Origin of the sequence: Acidimangrovimonas sediminis (genome assembly GCF_002871005.1) — a bacterium.
GTDB lineage: Bacteria > Pseudomonadota > Alphaproteobacteria > Rhodobacterales > Rhodobacteraceae > Acidimangrovimonas > Acidimangrovimonas sediminis.
Genome location: NZ_PHSN01000014.1, coordinates 107847 through 133671, shown reverse-complemented (window position 1 = coordinate 133671; position 25825 = coordinate 107847). Strand labels below are relative to the sequence as shown.

Here is a 25825-nt window from a genome sequence, read left to right as displayed (position 1 = left end):
CCGAAGGGCGCCGCGGGCGGTTACTGGGCGGCGCGCAGCGAAACCTCGTCGTCCTCGGCAAATCGCTTTCGGAATTCGCTTGGCGTGATGCCGTAGTGGCGGCGAAAGAGCCGCAGCAGGTTGCCTTCGGTCTCGCACCCGACCATGCGCGCGATCTGCTTGATCGACAGGCCGCCGCTGCTCAGGGCCTGCGACGCGGCCTCCAGCCGGAAGGTCTCCACCGCCTGTCCCGGGCTTCGGCCGGTGGCCTCGCGGTAGCGGCGGCGGAAGGTGCGTTCGGACATGCCCATGCGGGCGGCCAGCGTGGGCACGTCGAGCGGTGCGGTCAGGTTTTCCAGGATCCATCCGTCAAGCTGGCCAAAGACGCCATCGGCCGCCTGCGCTCTGAGCGGCACGCTGAACTGCGCCTGCCCGCCCGAGCGGGTCATGTAGACCACCAGAGTGCGCGCCACCGCCATGGCGACGGATCTTCCCTGATCCCGCGCGATCAGCGCCAGGGCGAGGTCGATCCCGGAGCTGACGCCGGCCGAGGTCCAGACCCCGCGGTCTTCGATGTAGATCGGGTCAAGCTCGATCCGCGCATCGGGGCAGCGGCGCTGGAGGTCCGTGGTCCAGCGCCAGTGCGTGGTTGCGCGCCGCCCCGACAGGAGGCCTGCGTCGCCAAGCAGGAAAGCCCCGGTGCAGACGGAACAGAGCCTGCGCAGCCGGCCGCCGTTCGCCGCAAGCCACGCGACCGACCGCCTGTCGTCCGGCGGCTGACCGAGGCGGCCGCCGCCTGGCACGATCAGGGTGCCGATACTGTCCGGATCCAGCGTTCCGATGCCCACCGTCGGGATCTCCAGCCCGGGCGCGGAGCCGACGGCCCCGCCCGCCGCCGAGGCGGTGACGATGTCGTACCTGCGCTCCCGCGTCTCGGCATTGCAGCTTGCAAAGGCCTGCATCGGACCGCCGAGGTCGATCATGTTCACGCCGTCCGAGATCAGGAAGACGATGAGATGCGGTCGTGTTGGATCGGTCACGGGAGCACCGCCTGCCGTTTGTGCCAGCCGAGAGTGACCCAGGCAGCCAGCAGGAGCAAAGGCAAAACCGCAAGGTTGAGGGTGGCCCAGCCGAAGATTTCCAGAAGCGGACCCGCCAGCAGGGCGCCGAGGGCGGTGCCGGTATAGCGCAGGAACTCGGCAAAGCCCTGGGCGCGGGCGCGCTCCTCCGGCGTGTGCGACCGCGCGAGGAGCGTGGTGCCCGAGACGAACATGAAGTTCCAGCCGAGGCCGAGCGCCAGCAGGGCCGCATGAAACCCGAGATCCGTCGGGGCGCTGATCGCGATTGCCACGCAGGCCACCATGATCGCGATGCCCGTCTGCAGCACGGGGCCGAGCCCGAACCGCCCGATCAGCATCCCGGTGAAGAGCGAGGGCCCGTACATGCCAAGCAGGTGCCACTGGATGACGCTGGTGCTTGCCGTGACCCCGAGGCCCGCCTTCAGCGCCGCGATCGGGGCGGCCGTCATCAGGAACATCATCACGACCCCGCTGACGACCGAACTGGCAAGCGCCGCCCGATAGTCGGGACGCGCGAAGAGCGCGGCGAAGGGCACGGGCGTGCCGGTGCGGGCCTGCGGCAGATCGGCACTGTCCCTGTAGACCAGCAGCAGGATGAGCGAGATCGCGGCAAGCCCGGCCACCGCGAGATAGGCGCCGGCAAAGTCGGGATCGTGCAGCCATCCCCTGCTCCAGTTCGCGAGTGCGGGCCCCGCGAGGGCGGCGCCCAGCCCGCCGGCCAAAACCCACGAGATCATTCGCGGCTTGGTTGCATCCGCCACGTTGTCGGCCGCGGCAAGGCGGTAGTACTGCGAGAAGGCCTGCCAGATCCCGACCATCATGGTGCCGAGGCAGAACCCCCAGAACTGCGCGTGCAGCACGGACCAGACCGAGACGAGGCCGCCCGCCGCGCCCATCGCCGTCCCGCTCATGAACCCGGCCCGCCGTCCGATGCGCGACATGAGATCCGAGGCGCCCCAGGTCGTCAGCGCGGTGCCCACGGTGATCAGCGCGAAGGGCAAGGTGGCGAGCGCGGGGGTGGGCGACAGCCTTGCGCCCACGATCCCCGTCAGCGCGAGGTCGATCGAGATCGAACAGATGAAGAGCATGTTGCACAGCAGCAGGATCACCGCGTTCCGCGTGATCCCGCCTTCGGTCGGGCGTGTTGTCATCGTGTCGCTTCCTCTTTCGCTTCCCCTTTTGACGGGGAGAGGATGGCAGATTGCGCGGCGGCCGAATGGCCAATGATCCGGCATATCCGGCCAATCTCGGTCGCGGGCCATCCTGTCGCAGGCACGCAGGGCAAAGGGTTCGCCGCGCGAGGGTCAGGGTGGCGGGCGACAGGGTGGAGGGCGACACGGGCGCAGCTTCCCGGCCCGGACGGCGCCCAGCCCCTCATCAACGCGCCGCAAAGCCGCGCTTTCCGCAAAGTAATTCGCGGCGGGTGACGGGCATGTCTTTAACCTGGCACCGAAGCGGCGGTAATTTCGCAGGTGTGAAACCGGGCCCCTTGACGCCGCGAGTCGCGTCTCGCGTGCAAGGCGGCACGCCGAAATCGGAAAAGGTTATCTGCCATGCGCCTGGCCAGTCGCTCATTCTTCCGTCCGTTCCTGATGCTCGCGGTGCTTACCGCGGTTCTGGGGCAGGCGCCCGCGGTCCGGGCGGAAAGCAGGTTCGACGAGCTGCTGACGCGCCTCGGCCTCGCGAAGGACCAGAGCGGCGTCTACAGTTCCAACGGCCGGATCGAGGTGCAGACCGTTGATGTCGCGACCAAATATGCCGGACGGATCGAGAGCGTGCCGGCCCATGAGGGCGATCTTCTGGCAACGGGCCAGGTGGTGGCCCAACTCGGCACCGCCGAGGCCACGGCAAAGCTCAATGCGGCCAAGGCGTCGGTGCTGCGGGCGCGGGCGGCCAAGGCGGTGGCCGAGGCGTCGCTGATGCAGGCCGAAAGTGCGCTGTCGGTCACCCAGACCACCTATGGGCGCACCGTCAAGCTGCACGACAGCGGGACCGCGCCGCAAAGCGCCCTGGACGATGCGACCAACGCGCTCAACGGTGCCAGGGCCTCGGTCGCGATGGCAAAGGCGCAGATCAGCGATGCCTCCGCCCTGATCGCGGCGGCCGAGGCGGACCAGCAGCAGGTGCAGATCGCGCTCGACGATCTGACGATCAAGGCGCCGATCCGCGGCCGGGTTCTCTATCGCCTGCACGAGCCGGGAGAGGTGGTGGCCGCCGGCACGCCGATCGTGACGATGCTGGATCTGTCGAACGTCTACATGAACATCTACCTGCCGGCCAAGGTGGCGGGCACCCTGAGCGCGGGCGACGAGGCGCGGCTGATCCTCGACCCGGTTCCCGATTACGTGATCCCGGCCCGCGTCACCTTCGTCTCGCCCCAGTCCCAGTTCACGCCGAAGAGTGTCGAGACCGGCGAGCAGCGCGAGGAACTGGTGTTCCGGGTGAAGCTTTCGGTGCCGCGCACGCTGCTTGCGAAATTCGAGACTCAGATCAAGTCCGGCGTGCGGGGCATCGGCTTCGTCCGCACCCGTCCGGGCACGCCTTGGCCGGCCAATCTGGCGGTCAAGCTGCCCGGGTGATCGGAGATGGACACTGTCGCCCGGCTTGAAAACCTGTCGCACCGCTATGATCGGGCGCTGGCCCTCGAGGATGTCACCCTCGACATCCCCGCGGGACGGATGGTGGGGCTGATCGGCCCCGACGGGGTGGGCAAGTCCACCCTGCTGGGGCTGGTCGCAGGGGTGCGTCGGCTGCAGACCGGCCGCGTGACGGTGCTGGGCCACGACATGGCCTCGGCTCGCGCGCGCTCGGCCCTCGGCGCGCGGATCGCCTACATGCCGCAGGGTCTGGGGCGGAACCTCTATCCCACGCTCAGCGTGCGTGAGAACCTTGATTTCTTCGGCCGGCTCTTCGGGCAGAAGGTGGACGAGCGGGCCGCCCGGATCGAGATGCTGCTGGAGGCGACCGGCCTTGCGCCGTTTCCCGACCGGCCCGCGGGCAAGCTTTCGGGCGGGATGAAGCAGAAGCTTTCGCTTTGCTCCGCGCTGATCCACGACCCCGACCTGCTGATCCTCGACGAACCCACGACCGGGGTAGATCCGTTGTCGCGGCGCCAGTTCTGGGAGCTGATCGACCGGATCCGGGCCAGCCTGGGCGACATGAGCGTGATGGTCGCCACCGCCTACATGGAGGAGGCCGAGCGCTTCGACTGGCTCGTCGCCATGAACGACGGCAAGGTGATCGCCTCGGGCGCGCCGGAAGATCTGCGCGCCAAGACCGGGCGCCCCACGCTGGAGGACGCTTTCGTGAGCCTGCTGCCCGGCGGCGCCGAGGCGGTGGGGGTCGAGCTGCGCCCGCGCGCGCCCGGCCGCGCCGACGCCCTGCCCGCGATCCGGGCCGAGGGGCTGACCAAGAGGTTCGGCGATTTCACCGCGGTCGACAACGTCAGCTTCACCATCGCCGAGGGAGAGATCTTCGGTTTCCTCGGCTCGAACGGCTGCGGCAAGTCGACCACGATGAAGATGCTGACCGGCCTGCTGGACCCGACCGAGGGCCGATCGAAGCTGTTCGGCGAGGCGCTGGAAGCCTCGGACATGAAGGTGCGCCACAACATCGGCTACATGTCGCAAAGCTTTTCGCTTTATGCCGAGCTGACGGTGCGCCAGAATCTGGAGCTGCACGCCAAGCTTTACGCGATCCCCGCGGGCGAACGGGGCGCGCGGGTGGCGGCGATCCTGCGCGAATTCGATCTGGAGGATGTCGCGAAGGCGATGCCCGACAGCCTTCCCCTCGGCATCCGGCAGCGGTTGCAGCTTGCCGTGGCGGTGCTTCACCGGCCGCGCATCCTGATCCTGGACGAGCCGACCTCGGGCGTCGATCCGCTGGCACGCGATGCCTTCTGGCGCAAGCTGATCTCGCTCTCGCGCGACGACGGGGTGACGATCTTCATCTCGACCCATTTCATGAACGAGGCCGAGCGCTGCGACCGGATCTCGCTGATGCATGCGGGGCGCGTCCTCGAGGTGGGATCCCCCGCGGAGATCACGGCGCGCGGTGGCGGCGCCACGCTGGAAGAGGCCTTTGTCGCGCGACTCGAAGAGGAGGCGCCGGCCGAGGGCGCGGCGGCCGGGCGCACGACCGGCACCACGCCCGGCGCCGCAACCGGCACCACGACCGGCGCGGACCCCAAGGGACCCGCGGCGCAGGCGATCACCCGGCTCTGGGCCTACAGCTGGCGAGAGACCCTGGAACTTTTCCGCGATCCCATTCGCATGTTCTTTGCCCTTGCCGGCCCCGTGATCCTGCTCGTGACGATGGGGTTCGGCATTTCTTTCGACGTCAACAAGCTGAGCTTCGCCGTCAACGATCAGGACCGCACCCCGGCGAGCCGCAGCCTGATCGAAGCCTTCAGCTCGATCCCGCAATTCGACCGCAAGGCCGATTTTGCCTCCCCCGCCCAGCTAGACAGGCGCATGGGCACGGGGTCCCTGGCGCTGGCGATCGAAATCCCGGACGGCTTCGGCAAGGCCTTGGAAAGCGGCAACGCAGTGCCCGAAGTGTCGATCTGGGTCGACGGTTCGATGCCGTTCAGGGCCGAAACCGCGCGCGGCTACGCGCTCGGGCTTCTGACCCAGTTCGCACAGGAGATGGCGCCCAGGACCGGCGCGAACACGCCGGGCACGCTCGGCATCCAGACGCGGTTCCTCTACAATCAGGCGTTCAAGAGCGCCTATGCGATGGTGCCCTCGATGCTGATGCTGATCCTCATGCTGATCCCGGCGATCATGTCGGCCATCTCGGTCGTGCGCGAAAAGGAGACCGGGACGATCGCCAATTTCCGCTCCACCCCGGTGCGGCGGACAGAGTTCCTGATCGGCAAGCAGATCCCCTATGTCGTCCTGGCCTGGATCGACTTCTGGATCCTCGTGGCGCTGGGGTTTGCCGTCTTCCACGTGCCGCTCAGCGGAAGTCTGGCGGGGCTGGGGCTTGCGGCCGTCTTCTACGTCATCGCGACCACGGGTTTCGGACTTCTCGTGTCGTCCTTCACCCGGACCCAGGTCTCGGCGGTCTTCGGCACGGCGGTGCTGGCGATCATTCCCACGGTGAACTTCTCCGGGCTCGTTGTGCCGGTCTCGATCCTGGGGACAAGCGGCAGGGTGCTGGGAGAATCCTTCCCCGGGGCATGGTTTCAGCCGATCTCGGTCGGCGTCTTCCTCAAGGGTTTCGGGCTGGGGCAGATGGGGGCGAACATCCTCATGCTCGTCTTCTTCTGCCTGCTCTACCTCGCGCTCGCCATCCTGGCGACCCGCAAGCAGGAGGCTTGAGATGCTGCGCAGCCTCCTCAATATCGCCCGGCTGACCGTCAAGGAACTGCGCGCCATCCGCGGCGACAAGGTGATGCTGGTCCTGATCGTCTATGTCTTCTCGGTTGCGGTCTGGCTGGTGTCACAGGCCGCCTCGACGGAGGTGCACGACCTGACGGTCGCCGTCGTGGACGAGGATCACAGTCAGCTTTCGCACCGGCTGATCGACGCGATCCGGGAGCCGCTGTTCGAGCCACCCGTCCTGCTCAGTCCCGCGGCCGCGGCCAGGGCTCAGCTCGACGGCCGATATGTCCTGGTGGTCTCGATCCCTCCGGGGCTCGAACGCGACATGCGCGCGGGGCATGGCGGCACGGTCCTGATCATGACCGATGCGACGGCAGTCGCCTTCGCCGGCAACGGCGCGACCTATCTGACCCAGGCGCTGACACAGGCGGCCGCGGATTACCTGTCGCCGGGAGAGGCCAGCACGGACCGGGTCGATGTCGTGTTCCGAAACCGCTTCAACCCCAACCTGACCGCAAGCTGGTTCGGGTCGGTCATGCAGCTGATGAACAACGTCACGGTGCTGATGCTGATCCTCTCGGGCGCCTCGCTGATCCGCGAGCGAGAGCGGGGCACGATCGAGCATGTCCTCGTCATGCCCGTGCGGCCGCATGAGATCGTGCTGTCGAAGATCCTGGCGACGGGGATGGTGATCCTCTTCGCGTCTGTGGCAAGCCTCGTCGTCGTGGTTGAGGGTGCGATGGGCGTGCCGATCGCGGGCTCGCTTGCGCTCTACATCTTCGGGGCGGCGCTCTATGTGATCACGGTGGGGTCGATCGGGCTGATGCTGGCGAGTTTCACCCAGAACATGGGGCAATACGGGCTTCTGGCGATCCCGGTCATCGTCATCATGTTTCTGCTGTCCGGCGGGATGACGCCGCTCGAATCCATGCCCGGATGGCTGCAATGGACGATGCGCATCATCAGCCCCGCGCCGCATTTCGTCGATTTCGCGCAGTCGGTGCTTTACCGAGGCTCGGGCCTGACCCTGGTCGCGGGCGACCTTGCCGCCATCGTGGTGATGTCGGTGGTCGCCCTGACGCTGGTGATGATCCGTTTCCGCAAGGTGCTGAGCGCGTAGAGGCGCGCGCCGGCCCTGCCACGGGGGGTCTTGCTTCGGCGCCGGCCGGAGACCTGCCTGCCCTGTGGGCCGGAGCCACGGCGGCGTCAGGCCCGGTTACTGCCGCCCGATCATGTAGAATTCGTCGTTCGGGCGCATGCTTGTGACGTTGGCAAGCCGGTTAGACAGGCCGAAGAACGCCGAAATCGCAGCGATGTCCCAGATGTCTTCCTGGCTGAAGCCATGTTCGGCCAGGGCCCCGAAATCGGTCTCGCCGACCTCCTGGGCGCGTGCCGAGACCTTCATGGCGAAATCCAGCATCGCCTTCTGCCTCGGCGTGATGTCTGCCTTGCGGTAGTTCGCCGCGATCTGGTCGGCGATCAGCGGGTTCTTCGCCCGGACCCTCAGGATCGCACCATGCGCGATCACGCAATACTGGCACTGGTTCGCGGCACTGGTCGCGACCACGATCATCTCGCGCTCGGCCTTGGTCAGGTCTCCCGGCTTGTCCATCAGCGCGTCGTGATAGGCAAAGAAGGCGCGGAACTCCTCCGGCCGGTGGGCAAGGGTCAGGAAGACGTTGGGGATGAACCCGGACTTTTCCTCGACGGCGAGGATCCGCGCGCGGATGTCTTCGGGCAGATCCGCCAGCTTGGGAACCGGGAAGCGGGAAATCTCGGGCGTGGTCATGTCGGGTCTCCGTTGGGGGCGTCCTGGCTGAGTCGCCGCTCCGTTTCCTCTGCGATCCGGGCCATCCTGCCCGTCTTTTCGCCTCACGGTCTGCGGTATCTGAACGGACAGGCCTGATGTTCTAAATAATGGAACTATATTCCAAAAATCGAAGATAGGGCCAGTCTCTGCCCCCTGTCAACCACGATGCCGCGGGCTGCCCGTCACTGTGCCGCGCGGAAATGTGTTGACACAAAGCTGTCAGGGTTTCAGCATTATGGAATGCTGTTCTGAAATATAGAATAGCAAGGGAGGACAGAATGAGAGAGATGCGGATGCCATCGTCCACGGACGAGCGGGGCACCCCGGTCGGTCGCGCGGCGCCCGGATCGGGGGCTGCGGTCGACCGGGACGCCATCGGGTCGAGCCTTCGGTTGCGCAGTGTCGGCAAGTATTTCGGCGGCTTCCATGCGCTCGAGGACATCTCGCTCGACGTGCAGCCGGGAGAGTTCATCACGCTGCTCGGGCCGTCGGGCAGCGGCAAGACGACCCTGTTGAACATGCTGGCGGGGTTCTATGGCCTCGACGAGGGCGAGATCCTCGTCGATGGCCGCCCGATCCACCATGTGCCGACCCACCGGCGCGGCTTTGGCATGGTGTTCCAGAGCTACGCGCTCTTTCCCAACATGACGGTGGCGCAGAACGTGGCGTTTCCCCTGCGGATGGCGGGGATGGACCAGTCGACCGCCGAGCGCCGCGTTGCCGAGACGCTGGAGATCATGCGGCTGGGCGAGCAGGCGGCGAAGCTGCCGACGCAGATGAGCGGCGGTCAGCAGCAGCGTGTCGCCATCGCCCGGGCGATCGTCATGCGCCCCAAGGTGGTGCTGATGGACGAGCCGCTGAGCGCGCTGGATCGCCGCCTGCGCGAGCAGATCCAGATCGAGATCCGCGAGCTGCACCAGACGCTGGGCAGCACCATCCTGTTCGTCACCCACGACCAGGGCGAGGCGCTGACGATGTCGGACCGGATCGCCGTGCTCGACGGCGGCAAGCTGGTGCAGATCGCCGAACCGATGGAGCTTTACCGTCATCCGGTGAACAGGTTCGTGGCCTCCTTCGTGGGGGAATCGAACCTGATCGAGGCCGAGATCCTCGAGCGGCGGGGCGAGACGCTGACCCTGCGCAGCGCATCGGGCCATGTCTTCCACGGCCGCGCCAGACATGGGGCGAGCGCGGGCCGGGCGACCGCGCTCCTGCGGCCCGAGCGTGTCGCGCTCAGCGCCCAGCCGGTGGCCGATGGGCTGCCCGTGCGCGTCACCTCGGCCCTGTTCTTGGGCGAGATCCAGCGGATCGAAGCGGTTTCCGAGGCAGGCGAACACCTGCTGATCCGCTGCGCCGACACCTCGTGCGCGCGGCTGCCATCGGTGGGCGACACGCTCTGGGCCGGCTGGGGCGCCGACGATTGCTGGGTGCTGTCATGAGCCTTGCCGACCCCGCGGCCCGCAGGCGCCGCCCGGCACCGGGCGTCCTGCGGCACCTGTCGAACCCGGCGGTGCTGCTGGCGCCGGCGGTGCTGTTCCTGGCCTTCATGTACATCACCCCGCTGATCGACCTCATCGAGGTCAGCCTGAGCGGCCCCACCGTCTGGGGGTATTTCGAGCGGGTGTTCTCGGTCTCGCTCTACTCGGATGCGCTGATCCGGACGATCCGCATCTCGTTCACCGTGGGCTTCCTGTGCCTGTTCTTTGGCTACCCGATCGCGCTTTTGATGCATCGGACGCAGGGGATGACCAAGGTGCTGATCGGGGCGGCGATCATCCTGCCCTATTTCATCTCGATCCTGATCCGCACCTACGCCTGGATGGTGCTGCTCAGCCGCAACGGCCCGATCAACAAGGTGCTGATGTGGCTGGGCGCGCTGGACGAGCCGGCGCAGCTTCTGTTCAACCGCGGCTCGGTCCTGCTCGGGATCTCGACCGTGCTGCTGCCGATGATGGTGCTGAGCATTTATTCCAGCCTCAGCCGTCTGGATCCGAACCTGAACCGTGCGGGCCTCGCCACCGGGGCAGGGCCGATCGCGCTGTTCTGGCGGGTGACGCTGCCGCTGACCCTTCCGGGGATCGGCGCGGGGTTCCTGCTGGTCTTCGTCACCTCGATCGGCTTCTTCATCACGCCGACCCTGCTGGGCGGGCCCGGCGACCAGATGTTCGCCATGCACATCGCGCAACAGGCGGAATCGCCCACGGGTGATGGCTTCCTCCAGGCGCTGGGGGTGGTGCTTCTGGTGATCACCCTGCTGGTGGTGGGCATCGCGGGCAAGTTCCTAGGGTTCGAATTCATCTGGGGCGGCGGCGCGCTGAACGATGGCGCCCACGGTCCCGCGGCCCGGCCGCGTCGGCGCTTTTCGGTAAGCGGTCTGGCCTCGGGGGCGGCGGCAAACCGGCTGGGCTGGCCCGCTCTGCGGCTGCTGGGGCGGCTGCCTGCGGCCTCCGGTACCTGGACGGTTCGGCTGCTCGGCGGGTTCGTGATCGTCACCCTGATCGCGCCGATCATCGTGGTGATGATCATCTCGTTCAGCAAGGCAAGTTACCTGACCTTCCCGCCGCCCGGCTTTTCGCTGCGATGGTACGAGGAGTTCTTTTCCGACTCGCAATGGATGGGCGCCTTCGTCAATTCGGTGAAGATCGCCTGCATCTCGGCGGTGATCTCGGTGACGCTGGGCACCATGGCCTCGATCGGGGTGGTAAGGGGGCGGTTCCGGGCGAAGTCGGCCGTGATGCTGTTCCTCGTCAGCCCGATCATCGTACCGCCCGTGGTGCTGGGCCTGTCGCTTTACAGCGTGTTCCTGCATCTCGACCTGGTGGGATCGCTGGTGGGGCTGGCCGCGGCGCATGCGATCTGCGGCATGCCGATCGTCATCGTCATCATAGCCGCCGCGCTTCAGGGCGTCGACCGGCGGCTGGAACAGGCGGCGGCGGTGCATGGCGCACCGGTCGCCACGGTGTTCCTGAAGGTGACGCTGCCGGCGATCGCCCCGGGCATGGCGGCGGCGGCGTTCTTCGCCTTTCTGCATTCGTTCGACGAGCTGATCCTGACGCTGTTCCTGACCAGCCCCGAACTCAAGACCCTGCCGCTCAGGCTCTGGGCCGATGTGAACTACGAGATCAGCCCGATCCTTGCCGTCGTCTCGACGCTCGAGGTGCTGCTGGTGATCGCGGGCATCTTCATCGCCCGGCCGGTGCTGATGCGCGGCAAGGCGGCCTGAGCGTGTTGGAGGACGCGCAGGGCCACAAGATCAACGGAGGAGGAGAGACAGAATGAGGAAGTTACTGGAGTGCGGGCGCCTGGCCCTTCTGGCGGGCGTGATCGCGCTGCCGCTGGGGGCCGGGATGGCGCGGGCCGACGACAACATCGTCGTCATGCAGGATCCGGGCGGGGCCTATGGCAAGGCGCTGCGCAAGATCATGTACGACCCGTTCGAAAAGGCCACCGGGATCAGGGTGGTCACCGTGCAGGAGGCCCGCGGCGGCCCGCGCATCAAGGCGCAGGTCGGGGCCGGCAAGACCGAGTGGGACCTGTCGTTCATCTTCGATCAGGAGGTGAAGCTGCTGGGCGACTGCTGCCTTGCGAAGATCGACTATTCCAAGCTCTCGCCCGAGGCCCAGAAGACGCTGGCCGCCATGCCCGACAACCTCAAGCGGCCCAAGGGGGTGGCGTTGCAGGTGATCGGCATCGGGCTGGTCTACAACAAGGACAAGTACAAGAAGGATCCGCCGAAGACCTGGGCGGATTTCTGGAACGTCAAGAAATACCCCGGCAAGCGCTGCCTTCCGGCCTGGCCGCGGTTCAACTTCGAGGCCGCGCTGATGGCCGACGGGGTGCCGAAGGACAAGCTTTACCCGATCGACATGAAGCGGGCGCTGAAGAAGCTGGCCGAGATCAAGCCCTATGTGGTGAAGTGGTGGCAGACCTCGGCGCAGGCGCCACAACTTCTGCTCAACGGCGAGGCCGACATGTGCATGGCCTACACCGGCACCATGGGCAAGATGGCCTCGGAAGGGGCGCCGATCACGGTCGAGTACAACCAAGCCTTCATCTACTACGACTTCTTCGCGATCCCCAAGGGCGCGCCGCATTACGACAATGCGCTGAAGCTGCTGTCCTGGCGTCTCGATCCCAAGCGCGCGGCGGAGCTGACCTCGAACTATCCGGTCGCGCTGCCGTCCTCGGTGGTGTTCAACGAGGCCGACCCGAGCGTGAGCAAGCTTTGGGCCAACAACCCCGCCAACGTGAAGAAGGCGGTCCAGTGGGATCCGAACTACTGGGGGGCGACCTCATCCGACGGCAAGACGACGAACGAGGATTACGCCCAGGAAAAGCTGAACGAGCTTCTGGCGAAGTGACACGGGACGGGCAGGGCCGCGCCAAGGGGTGCGGCCCTGCCTGGCCGCTGGCAGAGGCTGCGAAGGCCGCGGCGATGGAGGGGATATGGAAAAGGCGCTCGTCAAGGGATTGCAGCTGATGGAATGCCTTGCCGCAAGCCCCAACCCCCGCGGCATCACCGATCTTGCGGCCGAGACCCAGCTGACCCGCAGCAACGTCCACCGCATCGTGACGACGCTGCGCGCGCTGGGCTACGTCCGGCAGGTGCCCGAGACCAGCGCCTACGAGCTGACCACCCGGGTGTGGGAGCTGGGAAGCCAGGTGATCCGGCGCCTCGACCTGATCAAGGTCGCCCGCCCGGCGATGCAGGCGCTGGCCGAGGCCACGCGCGAGACGATCCACCTCTCGGTGCTCGACGGCCTCGACGTGGTCTATGTCGACAAGATCGAGGGCTCGCAGCACATCCGCGCCCATACAAGCGTGGGGGGGCGGGCGCCGGCCTATACCGTGGCCACGGGCAAGGCGATGCTGGCTCAGAGGCCAGACAGTTACATGCTTCAGTTCGGGCCGACACTGCGGCGCTATACCCCCGCGACGCGCACCCGGATCGAGGATCTGCAGCGCGACATCGAGGAGGTCCGGCGCTGCGGCTACGCCGTGGTGCCGCATGGCGAATGGCGCGAGGGCATCGCCGCCTGTGCCGCGGCGATCCTCGGGGGGACGGGAGAGCTGGTCGGCGCGATCGGCATGTCGGGACCTGACACGCGCCTCGGGCGGAGCCAGATCCAGGCGGTTTCCGCCGATGTGGTCGGTGCCGCACGGCGGGTTTCGGCGGCCTTGGGATATCTGCCCGCGGCCTGAAATGCCGCCTGAAATGCCGCCTGACATACGGGCGGATCTGGCCGGGCAGCGGCCCGGAGGAGGACAGTTTGAACGAGCATTTCGACACCCCCGATATCGGTGCGGCCGACCCGGCGCTTCTGCGCCGTCTTGCCGAGGCGCTGCCCGCGGCGGCATTGCTGACCGGCGCGGCCATCGACCCGCGCTATCAGTTCGACCGCCGGGGCCGGTTCTCGGCCACGCCGCGCTTCTTGCTGCGGCCGGGCACGACCGGGGAGCTTTCCATCGCGCTGCGACTTTGCGAGGAGCATGGCCAGCCGCTGGTCGTCCATGGCGGGCGCACCGGTCTTTCCGGCGCGCACCGGATCGCCACCGGCGAAGCGGTGCTATCGACCGAGCGGCTGACGGCGCTGGGTGCGGTCGACGCGGCCGCGGGCACTCTCGAGGCGGGGGCCGGCGTCGCGCTGCAGGCAGTGCAGGAGGCGGCCGAAGCGGCGGATCTGATGTTCGGCGTCGACATCGGGGCGCGCGGCAGCGCCACGATCGGCGGCAATGTCGCGACCAACGCGGGCGGCATCCGGGTGCTGCGCTATGGCATGTTCCGCGCGCAGGTGGCAGGGCTTGAGGCCGTGCTGGCGGACGGCACGGTGCTGTCGTCGATGCGAGGGCTGGAGAAGGACAATTCCGGCTACGACCTGCGCCAGCTCTTCATCGGATCCGAGGGCACGCTGGGCGTGGTCAGCCGGGTTCTGCTTCGGTTGCATCCCCGACCCGAGGCCGAGGCGAACGCCCTTGTCGCCGTTCCCTCGGTCGAGGCGGCGGTGGCGTTGCACGATCGGCTGCGACGGCTGTTGCCCAGTACGCTCTCGGCGTTCGAGCTGTTGCTCGACGGCGCGTTCGAGGGGGCGCTGGCGCATATGGGCACGCCGCGGCCGCTGTCGACGCGGGCACCTGTCTACGTGCTGTGCGAGGTGCAGGCCCCCGATGCCGCGGGCGAGGCGCGCCTTGCCGAAGTGCTGATGGAGGCGCTGGAAGAGGGGCTTGCCCTCGACGCGGTGGTCTCGCAGTCGCGGCGCGAATTCCTTGCGCTCTGGGCGTTGCGCGAGGCCTGCCCGGAATTCGTTCGCGCCCATGACGGCATCCTCGGATGCGACGTGAGCGTGCCGCGGGGGCGCATGGCGGCATTCCTGACCGCGGCGCGTGCGGCACTTCTGCCGATCGACCCCGCGACCCTGTTCTTCGTCTTCGGGCATATCGGTGACGGCAACCTGCATTATGTCATCCGCACCGCGGATCGCGCGGCCGCGGCGGAGGCGATCTATCGCCAGGTGGCCGCGCATGGCGGGTCGATCTCGGCCGAGCATGGCATCGGGGTGGACAAGAAGCCGTGGCTGGCCCTCAGCCGCAGCACCGCCGAGATCGCGGCGATGCGCCGCCTCAAGGCCGCGTTCGATCCGCGCGCGATCCTGAACCGCGGGCGCATCTTCGATTAATCCCTTCGGGTCCGGTTCTTCCGCGCCCCTCTGCCTGCGCCCCGCACCTTGGCGAGAGCGGCATTGACGGGTGACTCGATTGCTGTATATTCTAGAATACAATACAATGTTTCATAATACGAAACACGCAACGCCAAGGGAGCAAGGATGGCAGCGCGCTTGCGGTCGGGGAGGCCGCGCGAAAAGGGAGGAAAACATGGGACTAATCGGTAATCGGACTTTGGCGGCGGTCACGTCCGCGGCTCTGGCCCTGACCGGGCTTGCGCCGGTGGCGGGCTGGGCGGCGGCCGGGGACAAGACGCTGACAGGCGGCTTCGACGTGGGCCCCGGCGGCTTTCCGGGCAACTTCAACCCGCTGATGGCCACAACCGGCTACATGGCGCTGACGCTGAACTACCAGCCGCTCTTCGTCTATGATGGCAAGCTGTCGCAGATCGTCGGCCAGCTTGCGAAAAGCTACACCGTCAGCGACGACAAGAAGACCTACACGATCACCCTGCAGCCCGACGTGAAGTGGCAGGACGGCACGCCCTTCACCTCGGCCGATGTGGCCTTCACGCTGAAGCTTGCGCAAGACAAGACGTCTGGATCGGTCTATGTCGACCGGCTCTCGGCGATCACCGATGTCGAGACGCCCGATGCCCACACCGTGGTGCTGAAACTGAGCAAGGTGAACCTGTCGCTGCTGGACACGCTGACCAAGCTGATGATGCTGCCCAAGCACAAGCTGGAGAAGATCGACCCGAGCACCCTGCCGCGCAACCCCTACTGGACCGATCATCCGATCGCGACGGGGCCGTTCGTCTTCGACAAGTACGTCACCGACCAATATGTCGAATATTCCCGGTTCAAGGAATACTGGCGGGGCGAGCCGAAGATCGCCCGCGTGGTCAACCGCTACTTCAAGACCACGGCGGGGGCGGTCTCGGCACTGAAGTCGGGCGAGATCCAGATCAGCTACGTCAATGCCGACGACCTGAGCGCCTTCAAGGGCGACAAGGGCTTCCACGTCATCAAGGGCAACTCCTTCGTGGTGAACTACCTCGGCTTCAACTTCGGTGCCAAGATCTGGGACAACCAGAAGGTCCGGCAGGCGGTGATGTACGCGATCAACCGCAAGGCCATCGTCGACAGCCTCTATGGCGGCATGGCGAAGGTCGCGAACTGCGGCTACGTGGTCGACCGCTACGTGCCCAAGGGCCTGAACGATTATGCCTATGACCCCGAGAAGGCGCGCCAGCTGCTGAAGGAGGCCGGCTGGGACAAGATCAACGGGTCGAAGCCGATCAAGGTGCTGACCTATTACAACACCCAGCTGTCGGACAACGTTCTGGGGGCGATGCAGGCGATGCTGTCGCAGGTCGGCATCAATATCGTGCCGCGCGACGTGGACATGAGCACCTACAACGCGACGATCTACGCCACGACGCCGGATTACGATTCGTTCGGTCTGGTCTATGCCGGGCTGACCAACGGGCCGGACCCGAGCAACCTGAACATCGGCCTCAACGCCAGCCAGATCCCGCCGAACGGATCGAACTACACCAGGGTGAACCTGCCGGGCGTCAGCAAGGCCTTCGACACCGCTTTGTCCGATGCCGACGGATCCAAGTACGACAGCGATTTCCAGAACGTCTGCAAGGCGATGAACACCGATCTGCCCTGGGCCACGCTCTGGGTCACCGACCGGTTCGGCGTCGCCTCGGCAAAGCTGAAGGATTTCGTCTGGATGCCCGCACCGGGGGGCGGCCCCTACGCCTCGCACCCCGAGAAGTGGGACATCGCGAACTGATCTGAACGGGTGCCCCGCCGAGGCGGGGCACGCAAGCCACGGGAGGAGGGGCCATGCTGCGCTATACCCTCAAGCGGCTGGCGGCCGGTGCGGCGATGCTGATCGCGCTGAGCATGCTGGTGTTCATCTTGCTGCGCCTTGCGCCGGGGGATCCGGTCGACGCCTATATCGACCCGATGGTCAAGATGTCGGCCGCCGACATGGCGCGCCTCAGGGCCGAGCTCGGCCTAGACAAGCCGCTGCCGGTTCAATACCTGATCTGGCTCCGCGACGTGCTGCACGGCGATTTCGGCCGCTCGCTGCAACGCACCGGCGAGCCGGTGCTGGCGCTGATCGGAAGCCGCATCGGGCCGACGCTTCTGCTGATGCTCTCGGGCTTCGGGATCGCCATAATCTTCGGCTTGATCGCGGGCGTCGTCTCGGCGGTGAAGCGCGGATCGGTGCGCGACGGCACCCTGCTTGCCGTCGCGGCGGTGGGCGTCTCGAGCCCCGCGTTCCTGACGGCGTTGATCGGCCTCTACCTCTTCTCAGTGGTGCTGCACTGGGCGCCCTCGGGCGGGATGCTGACGCCGGCGATGCCGTTCAGCCTGCATGACCTGCTGTCGCACCTGATCCTGCCCGCGCTGATCCTCGCCTTCTACCAGTCGGCGCTGGTGACGCGCTACATGCGTTCCTCGATGCTCGAGGTGCTGACGCAGGATTACATCCGTACCGCCCGGGCAAAGGGCGTGCGCGAGAACCGCATCGTCAGCCACCACGCCGTGCGCAACGCGCTGTTGCCGGTGGTGACGCTGATCGGCTCGACCCTCGGCCTCGCGGTCGGCGGCGCGATTTTCATCGAGAGCGTCTTCAACTGGCCCGGGATGGGCCTTCTCCTCGTCAATGCCGTCGAGCTGCGCGACTATCCGGTGATCATGGGGTCCACCCTGGTCATCGGCGCCTGGGTCATCGTGATGAACATCGCGACCGACCTTGTCTACGCGGTGATCGACCCGCGCGTGAAGGTGTCGTGATGACCGATCTGAACGTCGAAACCGCGATCGCCCCGGCGCCGCGCCGCAAGGTCGCGCGTCGTGGTCCGATCGTCAGGGCCCTCGGCCGGTTCGGTGCGAACCGCTATGCCATGACCGGCCTCGCGGTCTTCGGCCTGACCCTTGCCGCGGTGGTTCTGATGCCTTTCGTCTGGAAGGATCCGAACGGGATCGACCTGCTGGCGATCAACAAGCCGCCGGGGGCGGGGCATCCGCTGGGCACCGACGGCATCGGGCGCGACGTGCTGGCCCGGCTGCTGGCCGGCGGGCGGGTATCGCTGCTGGTCGCAGGGGTCTCGACGCTGCTGTCCACCGCACTTGGGTTCTTCATCGGCGCACTCGCCCCGTTCGGGGGGCGCTTTGCCGATGCGGCGATCATGCGGGTCGTCGATCTGGCCATGACCCTGCCGCCGGTGATCCTGCTGCTGGTGCTAGCCTCGATCACCGGGCCGGGGATCGTGCCGACGATCGCGGTGATCTCGCTGCTGTCCTGGCCGCTTCTGTCGCGCATGGTCCGGTCGCGCCTGCTGGAACTGCGCGAACGTGATTTCATCATCTTCGCGCGCGGGGCGGGGGCGGGACCCTGGCACCTGGTGATGCGCCACGGGCTTCCCAACACGATCGACATCCTCGTGGTCTACGCCACGCTCCAGGTGGCGAACGCCATTCTGCTCGAGGCGGGCCTGTCGTTCCTCGGCCTCGGCGTGCCGCCACCGGCGGCCAGCTGGGGCAACATGCTCAACGCCGCGCGCAGCACCGTCGTGCTGCAATCCTACCCCTGGCAATGGATGTTCGCGGGTGGGGCGATCGTGCTCACCGTGGTCTGCATCAACCTGATCGGCGACGGGCTGCGCGATGCCTTCGACCCCCGGGCCGACCTGGAATGAGGAGCAACATGCTGCACATGACCGACATGACAGAGGCGCGGCCGGCGCCGCAGACTGCATCGGGTCCCTCGGCGGAGCCCACCCTCCGCGTCCGCGGGTTGACCACGGTGTTCCGGATCGGCCGGCGCGAGATGCCCGCGATCGAGAACGTCGACCTGGAGATCGCGCCGGGAGAGACCCTGGCGCTGGTGGGAGAGTCCGGTTCGGGCAAGTCGATCACCAGCCTCTCGGTGCTGCGCCTGCTGCCGGGCGCGATCAGCCGGATCGGCGGCGGAGAGGTCAGTTTCCGCGACCGCGAGGGGCGCGTGCGCGACCTCGTGTCGGCCGGCGGGGAAGAGATGCGGCGGCTGCGCGGCAACCATATCGGCACGGTGTTCCAGGAACCGATGTCGTGCCTCAACCCGGTGCACCGGATCGGCGACCAGATCGCCGAGCCGCTGATCCTGCACCTTGGCCTGTCGCGCCGCGCGGCCTTCGAAAGGGTGGTGGAGCTGCTCGCGGCGATGGGCATCCCCGATCCCGCGCGCCGGGCACGCCAGTACCCGCACGAGCTTTCGGGCGGGATGAGCCAGCGCGCGACGATCGCGATGGCGCTGGCCTGCGACCCGGTGCTGTTGATCGCGGATGAGCCGACGACCGCGCTCGATGTCACCACGCAGGCCCAGATCCTGCGGCTCTTGCAGGATCTGCAGAAGACCCACGGCATGGCGATGCTGTTCGTCACGCACAATTTCGGCGTGGTGGCCGAGATCGCGCACCGCGTGGCGGTGATGTACGCGGGTCACGTGGTCGAACAGGGCAGGGTGGCCGACGTCTTCCGCCATCCCCGCCACCCCTACACCCGGGGCCTGATGACCTGTGTGCCGCAGCCGGGCGACGCGCTGGCATTGCGCCGCGCGGGGCAGGCGCTGCCGACGATCCAGGGATCGGTTCCCAGCATCACCGACCGGCCCCCGGGCTGCCCCTTCGCGCCGCGCTGCGCGCTGGCGGTCGATGCCTGCCGCGCCGCCGTTCCCGCGATGGAGGACACCGGCGACGGCCACCTCAGCCGTTGCATCAGATGGAGCGAGATGTGAACCAGCATTCCCCCCTTTCCGATGCTCGCCCGTTGCTGGATGTCCAGGGGCTGAGCAAGCATTTCCCGGTGCCGGGCGGCACCCCGGTGCGGGCGCTCGACGATATCTCGTTTTCCATCGGCCGCGGCGAGGTGCTGGGGCTCGTGGGCGAAAGCGGCTCCGGCAAGACCACGATCGGGCGCAGCATCCTGCGGCTGATCGAGCCGACCGCGGGCCGTATCACCTTCGACGGCACCGACCTGATGACGCTGAAGGGCCGGGCAATGCGGCAGGAACGGCGGCGGCTGCAATACATCTTCCAGAACCCGTTCTCCAGCCTGTCGCCACGCATGACCGTCGGCCAGATCCTGACCGAGGGGCTGGACCTGCAGAAGATCGGCACCCGGGCCGAGCGGCTGGAACGGGCGCGCACGGCGCTCAGTCAGGTGGAGCTGTCGCCCGACACCATCGACCGCTACGCGCATGAATTCTCGGGCGGCCAGCGCCAGCGGATCGGTATCGCCCGGGCGCTGACCATGGCGCCCGAATTCCTCGTGGCGGATGAGCCGGTCTCGGCCCTCGACGTCTCTGTGCAGGCGCAGATCATCAACCTCTTGCGCGACCTGCAACTGCGCCTCGGGCTGACGATGCTGTTCATCACCCATGATCTGGGCGTCGTGGAATACATCTGCGACCGGGTGATCGTGCTCTATCTCGGGCGGGTGATGGAAATCGCCGACAGCGCCGATCTCTACGCCGCGCCGCGCCATCCCTATACCCGTGCGCTGCTCGACTCGATCCCTTCCGCCGACCCGGGGGCGGATCGCAAGCGGATCACACTGTCCGGCGAGATACCGAGCCCGATGAACCCGCCGTCGGGCTGTGTCTTCCGCACCCGCTGCCCCCATGCCGAAGCGCGCTGCGCCCAGGCCGCGCCGCCGCTGGAAGAGGTCGCCCCCGGCCACCTGCGCGCCTGCTGGCGGCCCGATGTGGCCGGCCAGCCGCTCTGATCCCGACATCTGATATCCGAGGAATTCCCATGTACCCGCAAGTCCTGCTTCACATCGCCGGCGCCTGGCGCCCTGCCGCCGCGGGCGAGACCCACCCCGTCGTCGACCCCGCGACGGAAGAGGAGATCGGCACCCATCCGGTCGCGCGCCAAGCTGACCTCGATGACGCGCTTGCCGCGGCGGAACGCGGTTTTGCCCTCTGGCGCGCGACTTCGGCCTTCGAGCGGGCGCGGACCCTGCGGCGCGCGGCGGACCTGCTGCGCGAGCGCGCGCCCGAGATCGCCCGCGTCATGACCCTCGAACAGGGCAAGCCGCTCGCCGAGGCCACGGGAGAGACCCGCGCCGGTGCCGACATCATCGAGTGGTTCGCGGGCGAGGCTCAACGCGCCTACGGCCGGGTGATTCCGGCCCGCGCGCCCAATGTCACCCAGCTTTCGCTGCGAGAGCCGGTGGGGCCGGTGGCCTGCTTCACGCCGTGGAACTTTCCGATCAACCAGGCGGTGCGGAAGCTTTCGGCCGCACTGGCCACTGGCTGCTCGGTGGTGCTGAAGGGGCCCGAGGATACGCCGGCAAGCTGTGCCGCGCTGGTGCGGTGTTTCCTTGATGGAGGGGTGCCGGCGGACGTGCTGTCGCTGGTCTACGGCGACCCCAAGGAAATCTCGGACTACCTGATCCCGCATCCGGTGATCCGCAAGGTCTCGTTCACCGGGTCCACCCAGATCGGCAAGCAACTGGCTGCGCTTGCCGGGCTGCACATGAAGCGGATCACGATGGAGCTGGGCGGCCATGCGCCGGCGCTGGTCTTCCGCGATGCCGATGTCGACCTTGCCGTGAAGGTGCTGGGCGGCACCAAGTTTCGCAACGCCGGGCAGGTCTGCATCGCACCCACCCGGATCCTGGCCGAGGGGCCGGTGTTCGACGCCGTGGTCGCGGGCTTTGCCCAGGCGGCGGAGCGGCAGACCCTGGGCCACGGGCTGGAGGAGGGCGTGACGATGGGGCCGCTGGCCCATGCCCGGCGCCTGCCTGCGGTCTCGGCGCTGGTCGAGGATGCGGTGGCGCGCGGTGCGCGGCTGGTGACCGGTGGGCAGCGGCACGGCAACAAGGGCTATTTCTACGCCCCGACCGTGCTGGCCGACGTTCCGCGAGACGCCCGCATCATGAACGAGGAACCCTTCGGTCCGGTCGCCATCGTCAACCGCATCGACGGTGCCGACGCCCTGCTCGCCGAGGCGAACCGGCTGCCCTACGGCCTCGCGGCCTATGGGTACACCGGCAGCCAGGTTTCAGCCGACCGGATGTCGTCGGAACTGGAGGCGGGGATGGTGTCGATCAACCACCACGGCATCGCCCTGCCGGAACTGCCCTTTGGCGGGGTCAAGGATTCCGGCTATGGCAGCGAGGGCGGCGCCGAGGCGATCGAGAGCTACCTGTCGGTTAAGCTGGTGACGCGCGCGGCGCTCTGATCGGCGCGCGTTCTCGGTACTCAGCCGCTTGATCGGCTGCCCGATCGGCCACCACGATGCGGCCGCATCCGGTTCCGTTATCGTCCCACCCCGTCCCGGCATCCGATCCGGGGCGGAAAGGTATCAGCCGAAGTCGCGATGCCCCAGCGCGAGCGAGATCGTGCGCGCGACATTCACCACCTCGGGGGCGAAATCCTTCATCTGGCGCGGTTTCATCCGCACCATCGGCCCGGAGATGCCGATCGCCGCGATGACATCGCCGGTGGCGCCGCGGATCGGCGCCGCCAGGCCCGAGACATCGGCGCGCCATTCGCCCTTGTTGACAGCGTATCCCTGTTCGCGGATCGTCGCGAATTCGGCCTCGACCTCGGCCAGCGTTGTCAGCGAGGCGGGGGTGAAGGCGGTCAGGTGGGGTTCCAGCCCGGCGATGGCGGCGGCCGGCTGCCAGGCCAGCATCGCCTTGCCGGTGGCCACGCACCACGCCGGCGCCCGCGAACCGATCCGGGTGTACGAGCGCACGGCGTGCCGGCTTTCGATCTTGTCGAGATAGATCACCTCGTAGCCGTCCAGCGTGGACAGGTGCACCGTCTCGCCCACCTTCTCGGCAAGGTCGGGCATGTGTTCCCGGGCGATCTGGACGAAGTCGAACCGTGTCACCACGTTCGAACCCAGCTCCCACAGCTTGGTGGTCAGCTTGTAGGAGCCCTTTGCCTCGACCTGGGTGACGAAGCCGTAGCTGTGCAGGGTGTTCAGCAGGCGGTGGACATTGCTCTTGGTCATCCCCAGTTCCTCGGCAAGGCTGGTGATGCCGCGCGGCTGGTCGCTTTGCGCCAGCGCAGTGATGAGGTTCAGTCCCTTTACGAACGCCTTGTCAGTCATCTTCGCCCTGTCTGATGCGGAGGCCGGTTGTCCCTGCCTAGCCGAGACCGCCTCCGATATGAACATCTAACCGGTCCTGCGGCGCAGGTCACGCGCTGCCGGCCCTGGTGCCGGCGGGATCGCCCCCCATGGCACCGGCGCGCCGGACCTCCGCCACGTAGGCGGCGATCCGGTCCTTCAGCCCGGGCGCCGCGGCGCTGCGCACCAGGGCGGCGAGATCGCCATCCTCGCCCGCCGCAAAGCCGCCGGCGACGCGGTCGAGGAGGTGGCCGGTGATCCGGCGGTCGAAGGGCGCGGGTCCTTCACGCAGGGCGGCCAGCCGTTCGGGCCAGGCGTCGCGCGCCAGCATCTCGGTCACCAGCCCCGCCTCGACCGCCGCGGATGCGGGCAAGGCGCCGTCACCGCGCAGCAGCGCCAGGGCGCGGTCGGCGCCCACCCGCTGCGCCAGCCGGCGGGTGCCGAGGGCGATGCCGAAACGTACCCCCGGAAAGCGGAAGCTGGCGCCGGGATCGGCGATCCGCAGCTGGCAGGCCGCGAACAGGTCGGCCCCCGCGCCGTAGACGAAGCCATGCGCCAGCGCGACGGTTTCCAGCGGCAGCCGGTGGACACGCTGCAGGAGCAGTTCGATCCGCACCAGCCGGTGCAGGAGGCTCGCGTCGTTCTCGCTCTCCAGCGCCGACAGGTCGAGACCGGCGCAGAACCCCTTGCCCTCGGCGGACAGCACCAGCCGCCGCGCCGGCCCCGCCTCGACCCGGTCGAGGGCCGCGTGCAGCGCCTCGACGATCTCGGCGGAGAGGGCGTTGCCGCCCCTCTGACGGGCCAGCACCACCTGAACGGTGGTGCCGTCTTCCTCGTATCGTATCTCGTTCAACCGGGTCTTCCTTCTTCTGGCAGCAGCACGCAGCGGCCCGCGCGGCTTCGCCGCTTGACAGGCTCTCTGGATGGTCTGTATCGTAGAACACAATTCCATAAAAGAGAACAGCGAGAGTTCCAACGTTCGACTGACCGCCTCGGAAGGCCGGATGCAAATGAGCTGAAGAGATAGGAGAGTATCGGGTGCCGGAAGCCGAAAAGGACAGTCCACGCTTGCCGTTGGCGGGGGTGCGCGTACTGGAGTTCTGCCAGGTTGCCGCTGGGCCATTTTGCGGCATGCTGCTCGCGGACATGGGGGCGGATGTGATCAAGATCGAAAGCGAGGCGGGCGATTCGATGCGTCAGTGGCCGCCCTTCAACAACGGTTACAGCGAGAATTTCGCCTCGGTGAACCGGTCGAAACGTTCGGTCACGCTCGACCTCAAGTCCGAATCCGGGCGTGCCGCGGCGCTGCGACTGGCCGAGACGGCCGATATCGTGATCGAGAACAACCGGCCCGGCGTAATGAAGCGTCTCGGCCTCGATTTCGAAACATTGTCGCGGATCCGCCCGGCGCTGGTCTACGGCTCGATCTCGGCTTTCGGGCAAAGCGGCCCGCGGGCGGCGCAGGGCGGTTTCGACCTGACGATCCAGGGTGTTTCCGGGATCATGAGCGTGACCGGAGAGGCCGGCGGCGCGCCGGTGAAATGCGGGGTGCCGATCTCGGATTTCTGCGCCGGGCTCTATGCGGCCTACGCGATCGCCGCGATGCTGCCCGAGGCCCGCCGCACGGGGCGGGGGGCGCATATCGACGTGCCGATGATCGGCACTTCGCTGGGGGTCGCGGCGTTGCAGACCAGCCAGTATTTCGGCACCGGCGCCGATCCGGAAAAGCTTGGTTCCGCCCATCCGCGCAATGCGCCCTATCAGGCGTTCAAGGCGCAAGACGGGTATTTCGTGATGGCGGCGGGCAACAACAAGCTGTGGCAATCGGTCTGCGAGGCGCTGAACCGGCCCGACCTCTTCGCCAACCCGGATTACGAGACGACGGTGCTGCGCGCCGCGAACCAGGTCGCGCTGAAGGAGGCGCTGGAGGCGCAGTTCGCGACGCGGGAGGTGGCCGATCTTCTGGCGCTGTTCTCGGCACGCGGCATCCCCTGCGGGCCGATCAATTCCTATTCCGAGGCGCTGGCCGATCCGCAGGTCGCGCATTTCGGCTGGGTCCGGGCGCTGTCGCTGCCCGGCGGGGGCGAGACGCGCACCTTCGCCTCGCCGATCACCATTTCGGGGCATGCCGCGCCCGACCCGCGCCAGCCCCCCGCGCTGGGGGAGCACAACGACGAGATCCTGCGGGAATTGCAAAGTCAGAGGGAGGCCGGGGAATGACCGGGAAGCTGAGGCAGTTCGTAGATGCGGCGACCGCGACCGTTGCCGAGGAGCGTGACGAGGGGATGATCCTCGACCGTCTCAAGGGGCCGCTGGGCGATCTGATCGCGGTTGACGACTGGTTGCCCGAGGCCTTCACCCGGCCGCACCCGGAATATTACCAGCAATACCTTCTGCATTGCGATCCGCTGGAACGGTTCTCGGTCGTCAGCTTCGTCTGGGGGCCGGGGCAGAAGACGCCGATCCACAACCACACGGTCTGGGGCATGATCGGAATGTTGCGCGGGGCCGAGATTTCGACCCGCTTCGCGCCGCCGGAGGAGGGCGCGCCGATGGCCGCGCTTGGCGACGACCGGCTCGATCCCGGCGATATCGACCTCGTATCGCCCGACCTTGGCGATTACCATCAGGTCCGCAATGCCTTCGACGACCGGGTCTCGATCTCGATCCATGTCTACGGCAGCAATATCGGCCGGGTGCAGCGGCAGGTCTTCGACGGCGCGACCGGCACCGCGAAAAGCTTCGTCTCGGGGTTCTCGGCCGACGTGATGCCGAACATCTGGGGCTGATCGCCCTCACAGGTTTAAAAAAAGGGGGCCGG

Annotated in this window: 21 protein-coding genes; 16 read left to right on the top strand and 5 right to left on the bottom strand. The window is 67.4% G+C overall.

Going from position 1 to position 25825, the window contains the following annotated elements:
- Window positions 1-20: 20 nt before the first annotated feature.
- Together CVV76_RS14215 and CVV76_RS14210 are read right to left on the bottom strand one after the other, a co-directional pair.
- The gene (locus CVV76_RS14215) at window positions 21-1019 is read right to left on the bottom strand and encodes a GlxA family transcriptional regulator (RefSeq protein WP_102225326.1); all 999 of its coding nucleotides are present in this window, start codon (window positions 1017-1019) and stop codon (window positions 21-23) included.
- Window positions 1016-2209 (bottom strand): MFS transporter, encoded by a 1194-nt coding sequence (locus CVV76_RS14210; protein WP_102225325.1) that lies wholly within the window; start codon window positions 2207-2209, stop codon window positions 1016-1018. Before CVV76_RS14210 ends, CVV76_RS14215 begins: the two co-directional genes overlap by 4 nt.
- Window positions 2210-2611: 402 nt before the next feature.
- Here CVV76_RS14210 and CVV76_RS14205 point away from each other — a divergent pair, with 402 nt between their 5' ends.
- The 3 genes from CVV76_RS14205 to CVV76_RS14195 are packed head-to-tail and all read left to right on the top strand — an operon-like array spanning window position 2612 to window position 7505.
- Window positions 2612-3637 (top strand): HlyD family secretion protein, encoded by a 1026-nt coding sequence (locus CVV76_RS14205; RefSeq protein WP_233192936.1) that lies wholly within the window; start codon window positions 2612-2614, stop codon window positions 3635-3637.
- A gap of 6 nt (window positions 3638-3643) precedes the next feature.
- Window positions 3644-6382, top strand: coding sequence for a ribosome-associated ATPase/putative transporter RbbA (rbbA, locus tag CVV76_RS14200; RefSeq protein WP_102225324.1), 2739 nt, complete (start codon window positions 3644-3646; stop codon window positions 6380-6382).
- Between the two features lies 1 nt (window position 6383).
- Window positions 6384-7505, top strand: coding sequence for an ABC transporter permease (locus CVV76_RS14195; RefSeq protein WP_102225323.1), 1122 nt, complete (start codon window positions 6384-6386; stop codon window positions 7503-7505).
- Window positions 7506-7601: 96 nt separating this feature from the next.
- On the opposite strand, the gene CVV76_RS14190 is transcribed toward CVV76_RS14195, so the two are convergent.
- A complete protein-coding gene (locus CVV76_RS14190) occupies window positions 7602-8174 on the bottom strand; it encodes a peroxidase-related enzyme (RefSeq protein WP_102225322.1) in 573 nt (190 codons plus the stop codon).
- Window positions 8175-8488: 314 nt separating this feature from the next.
- Between CVV76_RS14190 and CVV76_RS14185 the strand changes: the two genes are divergently transcribed.
- From CVV76_RS14185 to CVV76_RS14135, 11 genes are all read left to right on the top strand, one after another.
- The gene (locus CVV76_RS14185) at window positions 8489-9634 is read left to right on the top strand and encodes an ABC transporter ATP-binding protein (protein ID WP_102225431.1); all 1146 of its coding nucleotides are present in this window, start codon (window positions 8489-8491) and stop codon (window positions 9632-9634) included.
- The gene (locus CVV76_RS14180) at window positions 9631-11418 is read left to right on the top strand and encodes an ABC transporter permease subunit (RefSeq protein ID WP_102225321.1); all 1788 of its coding nucleotides are present in this window, start codon (window positions 9631-9633) and stop codon (window positions 11416-11418) included. The genes CVV76_RS14185 and CVV76_RS14180 overlap by 4 nt, the downstream gene beginning before the upstream one ends.
- A 52-nt stretch (window positions 11419-11470) precedes the next feature.
- On the top strand, window positions 11471-12556 hold the full coding sequence (locus CVV76_RS14175; RefSeq protein ID WP_102225320.1) for an extracellular solute-binding protein: 1086 nt from the start codon (window positions 11471-11473) through the stop codon (window positions 12554-12556).
- An 85-nt stretch (window positions 12557-12641) separates the two neighbouring features.
- Window positions 12642-13397 carry an IclR family transcriptional regulator gene (locus CVV76_RS14170; RefSeq protein WP_102225319.1) on the top strand — a complete coding sequence of 252 codons (756 nt, stop codon included), beginning with the start codon at window positions 12642-12644 and terminating at the stop codon, window positions 13395-13397.
- 68 nt (window positions 13398-13465) lie between these two features.
- Window positions 13466-14869 (top strand): FAD-binding oxidoreductase, encoded by a 1404-nt coding sequence (locus CVV76_RS14165; RefSeq protein ID WP_233192934.1) that lies wholly within the window; start codon window positions 13466-13468, stop codon window positions 14867-14869.
- Between the two features lie 196 nt (window positions 14870-15065).
- A complete protein-coding gene (locus tag CVV76_RS14160) occupies window positions 15066-16661 on the top strand; it encodes an ABC transporter substrate-binding protein (protein ID WP_102225318.1) in 1596 nt (531 codons plus the stop codon).
- 53 nt (window positions 16662-16714) lie between these two features.
- Complete coding sequence (locus CVV76_RS14155; protein WP_102225317.1) at window positions 16715-17674, top strand: ABC transporter permease; 960 nt, start codon at window positions 16715-16717, stop codon at window positions 17672-17674.
- A complete protein-coding gene (locus tag CVV76_RS14150; RefSeq protein WP_102225316.1) occupies window positions 17674-18579 on the top strand; it encodes an ABC transporter permease in 906 nt (301 codons plus the stop codon). Before CVV76_RS14155 ends, CVV76_RS14150 begins: the two co-directional genes overlap by 1 nt.
- A 17-nt stretch (window positions 18580-18596) precedes the next feature.
- A complete protein-coding gene (locus tag CVV76_RS14145) occupies window positions 18597-19655 on the top strand; it encodes an ABC transporter ATP-binding protein (RefSeq protein ID WP_233192932.1) in 1059 nt (352 codons plus the stop codon).
- Window positions 19656-19687: 32 nt separating this feature from the next.
- Window positions 19688-20644 (top strand): ABC transporter ATP-binding protein, encoded by a 957-nt coding sequence (locus tag CVV76_RS14140; protein WP_233192930.1) that lies wholly within the window; start codon window positions 19688-19690, stop codon window positions 20642-20644.
- Window positions 20645-20673: 29 nt separating this feature from the next.
- Window positions 20674-22107 carry an NAD-dependent succinate-semialdehyde dehydrogenase gene (locus CVV76_RS14135; protein ID WP_102225314.1) on the top strand — a complete coding sequence of 478 codons (1434 nt, stop codon included), beginning with the start codon at window positions 20674-20676 and terminating at the stop codon, window positions 22105-22107.
- Between the two features lie 123 nt (window positions 22108-22230).
- On the opposite strand, the gene CVV76_RS14130 is transcribed toward CVV76_RS14135, so the two are convergent.
- On the bottom strand, window positions 22231-22986 hold the full coding sequence (locus CVV76_RS14130; protein ID WP_102225313.1) for an IclR family transcriptional regulator: 756 nt from the start codon (window positions 22984-22986) through the stop codon (window positions 22231-22233).
- An 88-nt stretch (window positions 22987-23074) separates the two neighbouring features.
- Window positions 23075-23857 (bottom strand): enoyl-CoA hydratase/isomerase family protein, encoded by a 783-nt coding sequence (locus CVV76_RS14125; RefSeq protein ID WP_199178608.1) that lies wholly within the window; start codon window positions 23855-23857, stop codon window positions 23075-23077.
- A 185-nt stretch (window positions 23858-24042) separates the two neighbouring features.
- On the opposite strand from CVV76_RS14125, the gene CVV76_RS14120 reads away from it, so the two are divergent.
- On the top strand, window positions 24043-25224 hold the full coding sequence (locus tag CVV76_RS14120; RefSeq protein WP_269844493.1) for a CaiB/BaiF CoA transferase family protein: 1182 nt from the start codon (window positions 24043-24045) through the stop codon (window positions 25222-25224).
- Complete coding sequence (locus CVV76_RS14115) at window positions 25221-25793, top strand: cysteine dioxygenase family protein (protein ID WP_102225311.1); 573 nt, start codon at window positions 25221-25223, stop codon at window positions 25791-25793. The genes CVV76_RS14120 and CVV76_RS14115 overlap by 4 nt, the downstream gene beginning before the upstream one ends.
- The last annotated feature ends 32 nt before the right edge of the window (window positions 25794-25825 follow it).